This is a genomic window from Acinetobacter sp. UBA6526, from assembly GCF_002434875.1.
Taxonomy (GTDB): domain Bacteria; phylum Pseudomonadota; class Gammaproteobacteria; order Pseudomonadales; family Moraxellaceae; genus Acinetobacter; species Acinetobacter venetianus.
Genome location: NZ_DJLC01000250.1, coordinates 11,140 through 15,773 on the forward strand (window position 1 = coordinate 11,140; position 4,634 = coordinate 15,773).

Below are 4,634 nucleotides of genomic sequence, written 5' to 3' on the forward strand. Positions count from 1 at the left end.
AACCAACTGAGCTATAGGCCCTATACTTTGTAACTTATTGTATTCACTACAATTCAGCTTGAGACCAATATTAGCTAAATTCAAATTTAATTACAAGTTATTTCTTGAGTAGACCCATAGTAGACCGCAGAAATTACTGTAATATGTAGCTATATATTGTCAAGCCTAGCGGATTCTAGCCCATGTCAGCAAACCGAGTAAAGCTTACAAAGTCATTTATTGATCAACTCGAACTAAAACCTGCTATTTTTCGTGATAGTGAGTTAATTGGTTTTGCTGTACGGGTTAATACCTCATATAAAACATATATCGTTGAGAAAAAGGTTAATGGCAGGTCTACTCGGTCTACTTTGGGTATTCACGGTCAAATAACACTTGCTCAAGCAAGAGTATTGGCTCAAGAAGCCTTACTTGAAATGACGAAAGGTGTAAATCTTAATGAAAAGAAAAAGAATCGTATTACGGACGCTGAGAAGCTCTATCAGGTAAAGCAACAGCAACCAACACTCGGTGAAGCCTATAGTATTTATATTGATGAGCGAGAGCTAAAACCACGTACGCTAGATGACTATAGCGACGTTATTGATGGCTATTTATCTGATTGGAAAGATATCAAATTAAAGGATATCAACCGCAAAATGATTCAGGATAAACATAAAGAATTATCCGAACGCAGTAAGGCCCAAGCAAATATGATTATGCGAGTTTTTCGCGCGATCTATAACTTCTCAATAGAACATTATTTAGATGATGAAGAGAATCCAATTCTTCCACCTATCAATCCTGTGCATACGCTAACTGCAAAAAAAGCTTGGAATAAAATTAAAAGAAGAAAAACATATATTAATGAAGATAAACTACCTGACTGGATTAACGCTGTATTAAATTTTCAAGATCGTGGTCAAAAACTTGAGACGAACAAAGATTTCCTGCTCACCTTGATTTTGACTGGCTTTAGACGAGAAGAATATGAATCACTCGCTTGGTCTGCAATCGATCTTAAATACGGCTTTATCACTTCAATAGATCCCAAAAACAATGAGCCGCATACATTACCTATGGGCGATTATTTATGGGCAATGATGAAAAAAAGAAGAACAGCTATAGATACTGAATGGGTCTTCCCTTCTGCAAAATCAGTTTCTGGCCATATTACAAATATTTCTAAGGTGCGGAATAAAATCAACGAGAGCTGCGGTATACCTTTCACTTTCCATGATCTTCGGCGAACGTTCGACTCAATTGCTGAAGGTTTAGACTATGGGAAATATACGATCAAAAAACTGCTGAATCATAAAGAAGAAGATGATCGAGACGTAACGGCTGGATATGTACAAGTAAGCGATAAAAAGTTAAGGACCGCTATGAATGATATTGAAGATATTGTTTTAGGATCAAATAAAATTTTTAAATGATTTCGCTACAACTTCGAAACCAATACTAGGCAATGATATATGAAGAAGTTATATCTTCAACTAATAACTAGCTAAATAAATCATACTTTTTTGAATAATATTTTAGAAATATGGATGCACTTTTGAGGCAATCGGATAGTAAAATTATCAGATAAACCTCTCTTGCCAACGTATAAAAAACATACTATACATTATCACTGCGCTTGTGTTTAAAGAGCTTTATTTCAATACAAAACAAAAATTTAAACTTTCTAGAGAGAAAATAAGATGACTACAAAACTTGTTTGTTATGGTGGGCACAGCAAATATATGTCTGATGAACTGAATCGTACCGAAGCTTATACTTTAAGTGTGGTTGAGCATGTTCTTGGATCAAATCAATTCTTTGTTGAAGAATCAAAAGATAATTATACCGAAGAGTTAATTAATAAGTTAAAAGAAGAAAATTATCTGATTTCAGAAAATCTATTCACGCGACTTGTTGATGACGGCTTTGCTGTTAAAAGTGCAGTTTTTTCAGTGGATGATCTGCACAAAACAATCAATGATTGTAAAAAACACACTTCTCAAGAATGGGAAATTTTAGACGAGAAGTATAAAAAGTAATATTTAGAAAAAAGCACACTTTCATAGTGTGCTTTTTTTATCTAGCGATTCGTTAATGATCGCTTATAACAACAAGTGTTTAATTCTGACTATTTAATAAATGATACCGATCCATAGCGGCTAAATGCCAAGGGTATGTTTCAATCTTCTTTCTTAACTCCGCCTGTTTTTCTTTTTCAATAAATGTCCATGCGACAAATCCGCCATCATTGAAATGATCATGGATTGCAGAACTCATGTGAGGATTAATTCCTCTAACTGCTGTTCCAAACTGTCGCCACCATCCACTTAGCCATACCAGATGCATTGCCATTGCTCTGACGTTCATCGCATTGGGGTGGTTATCTGCACTAAACAGTGCAATTAGGTGATGGACGTATTCAACCACTACGGGGATCTGGTCAAGTGATATCTCATCTATACCGTTAACATTGAAGCGTTGGTGAATGAGTTTGTAGGCATCTGAAAAGTTAAGGTGCTTGGTCTTTGCTACAAGCATATTCACAGCATCGTTTAAAACCACACGTTCTGTTTTGTGATTCTTGGTCTTAGGTTGTACTTCCCTATCCAATATATCTAAAACCCATTTACGGAATTCTTTGGCGACAGGTGTACGGGCAAACATAGCAATCAAATGACATCCACGGAGTGAAAAAATCCGCATACCCAAATTGGGTAGCTGCGGGTTTTCTATCACTTGCGTCATTTTGCTAGTAAATTCATCTGCTTTACGGTTGAAAATTTTACTGACCGCATTTTCCTGTTTATAACCTAAAGTACGAGCCAATTCTGTAGATGTAATCCAAACTTGCTCATCATTTTGTTGTATAGGATGCAATGTGACTGTATTGAATGTTAGACTGTTCATATCAGTTTTCTCGCTGAAAATTGGTGACTCGCCCCGTGATCCGCCAAGATTGTTCGGGCCGTTTTACACCCCAGTGGGGTGTATTATTATTAAAACATTTCCGAAAACTGATTATCGATATGAGCAAGCATCTAGGGGTCGAATATAAAGTTCGAATGCCACAAGAACTAAAAGATAAAATGCAGAATCTGCGAAAGAACTTAACCGCTCTATGAATGAGGATATTGTTGCTAGGCTTGAAGAAAGTTTTGATAGAAAAAATTTTAATGAGTTAAATGACGTTTCATTAGAGAAACTTTTGTCTGTAGTTATGGAAAAACTAGGGAAAAACTCTTTGAGCCTTACTCGTGAAGAAGTTGTACGTGTTAACGAATTATCAAAAAAAGGTAAGAAACCTAGGTTTAATTAGTTCTTGAGTGTGAAGCGAAGTTAATTAGAAAAATTCGCCATTGATATTCTCATTAGCGAATAGTAAAAATTACATTCATAGTTTTTATATTGATAGAGAATCCCCATTTAAATAACTCCTCATAATTGCATCACCAACAAATGATAATGAAACATGATTGTGTTTAAATATTTTGTTATACAAATTTAAGCATTCAAAATATTTTACTGAATTTTTTTCAACAATTTCTTTTAAGTAAGTGTCTTTAATTTTTTTTCCATTTATCAATATTCCATTACCTAATTTACTATGCAAAATATCAAAACTTGAATAAGAAAAAGGCATATTATCATAATTAAAGATACCTAATGACTCTAAATATTTTGAATCTGAATATTCAAGTTCTAAACATCTATCAAACTTAGAATAAAAATTACAAAACAACTTATCTATCTTTTTGATAATATCTATTAAAAAAGAATCATCGACATCTAATGCTCCATGCCCTAAAGAAATATGGGGCAAGCTATTATTGACTAGACCAACGAAAAAAATTAAATGCAGATGTTTTATAGTGATTTTATCCAGTACATTTATAGCTTGATTACAAATTAAATTTTGAAAATCATTAGTATCTTCAGCCATTTTGGCTTGGATCAGATTTATTAGCAATTCTGGTTTAATTTTTTCTCCGTGCCTAGCAACTAGCTGCAATGACTGATTTAAGCAAAACTGCATATCAGGATCTGCTAACTTTTCTAATAAAACCCCCTCAATATTTTGACTCAAGCTTGCTTGTAAAGCTGTAGAAAAGCTATTCACATTCTCAAGAGCAACTCTTGCAGCTTCTTCCCTTAAACGTGGAAAATTTAAATCATAAATTTGGCGACAAATTGGAATAATATCTGCTATTTGAACTCCGTTATTAATTATTACATCCTTTATTTGGTCTGCCTGTAAAGCAATAGAACCATCAGCTACAGCTTGTTCTTGTTTATTTGGCATTATTTTGTTCCACATTTCCATTCCCTTTATTAATCACTACTCCCTGAATAACATCAGCTTGCAGTCCTATAGAGTCATCATAAACTTCCTGTTTGTTTTTTATAGAGATAAGGGGTGATGTATTATCTAATTTTTTAGGAATCTTAAAACTTGATAAAAACACTATAAATGCAGCTAAAAAAGCGCCCCACGAATCAAAACCAGGCTTTAACATTGCCCATAATAATGTAACAATAGAACATAAGACTGCCAATATAATAATTGTCGCTCTCAACATACCACCCTCATCCAATTACTTCGACTAAATTGAAAATTTTTAGTTTTATTAAAATATCAAAACATATTAAATTTT

6 protein-coding genes are annotated in these 4,634 nt (G+C 33.8%); 3 read left to right on the top strand and 3 right to left on the bottom strand.

All coding sequences use genetic code 11. From position 1 onward, the window contains the following. The first annotated feature begins 182 nt into the window (after positions 1 to 182). Together B4237_RS17380 and B4237_RS17385 are read left to right on the top strand one after the other, a co-directional pair. Positions 183 to 1,415 carry a site-specific integrase gene (locus B4237_RS17380; RefSeq protein ID WP_286944244.1) on the top strand — a complete coding sequence of 411 codons (1,233 nt, stop codon included), beginning with the start codon at positions 183 to 185 and terminating at the stop codon, positions 1,413 to 1,415. 267 nt (positions 1,416 to 1,682) lie between these two features. Further along, complete coding sequence (locus B4237_RS17385) at positions 1,683 to 2,021, top strand: hypothetical protein (protein ID WP_004878930.1); 339 nt, start codon at positions 1,683 to 1,685, stop codon at positions 2,019 to 2,021. A gap of 79 nt (positions 2,022 to 2,100) precedes the next feature. Here the strand turns inward: B4237_RS17385 and B4237_RS17390 are convergent, their stop codons facing one another. After that, positions 2,101 to 2,889: a BRO-N domain-containing protein gene (locus B4237_RS17390; RefSeq protein WP_278595718.1), complete on the bottom strand. Its 789-nt coding sequence runs from the start codon at positions 2,887 to 2,889 to the stop codon at positions 2,101 to 2,103. A gap of 211 nt (positions 2,890 to 3,100) precedes the next feature. Here B4237_RS17390 and B4237_RS17395 point away from each other — a divergent pair, with 211 nt between their 5' ends. Continuing rightward, positions 3,101 to 3,298 carry a hypothetical protein gene (locus tag B4237_RS17395; RefSeq protein WP_278595719.1) on the top strand — a complete coding sequence of 66 codons (198 nt, stop codon included), beginning with the start codon at positions 3,101 to 3,103 and terminating at the stop codon, positions 3,296 to 3,298. An 84-nt stretch (positions 3,299 to 3,382) separates the two neighbouring features. Here B4237_RS17395 and B4237_RS17400 read toward each other — a convergent pair whose 3' ends face one another. Further along, positions 3,383 to 4,282 (bottom strand): LPO_1073/Vpar_1526 family protein, encoded by a 900-nt coding sequence (locus B4237_RS17400; protein ID WP_278595720.1) that lies wholly within the window; start codon positions 4,280 to 4,282, stop codon positions 3,383 to 3,385. After that, the gene (locus B4237_RS17405) at positions 4,272 to 4,559 is read right to left on the bottom strand and encodes a hypothetical protein (RefSeq protein WP_278595721.1); all 288 of its coding nucleotides are present in this window, start codon (positions 4,557 to 4,559) and stop codon (positions 4,272 to 4,274) included. The genes B4237_RS17400 and B4237_RS17405 overlap by 11 nt, the downstream gene beginning before the upstream one ends. Positions 4,560 to 4,634: the final 75 nt, after the last annotated feature.

What these genes read in the sequence shown, in the direction of transcription:
- B4237_RS17380 (WP_286944244.1), top strand. Translation starts at nt 183, where the DNA reads ATGTCAGCAAACCGAGTAAAGCTTACAAAGTCATTTATTGATCAACTC.
- B4237_RS17385 (WP_004878930.1), top strand. Translation starts at nt 1,683, where the DNA reads ATGACTACAAAACTTGTTTGTTATGGTGGGCACAGCAAATATATGTCT.
- B4237_RS17390 (WP_278595718.1), bottom strand. Translation starts at nt 2,889, where the DNA reads ATGAACAGTCTAACATTCAATACAGTCACATTGCATCCTATACAACAA.
- B4237_RS17395 (WP_278595719.1), top strand. Translation starts at nt 3,101, where the DNA reads ATGAATGAGGATATTGTTGCTAGGCTTGAAGAAAGTTTTGATAGAAAA.
- B4237_RS17400 (WP_278595720.1), bottom strand. Translation starts at nt 4,282, where the DNA reads ATGCCAAATAAACAAGAACAAGCTGTAGCTGATGGTTCTATTGCTTTA.
- B4237_RS17405 (WP_278595721.1), bottom strand. Translation starts at nt 4,559, where the DNA reads ATGTTGAGAGCGACAATTATTATATTGGCAGTCTTATGTTCTATTGTT.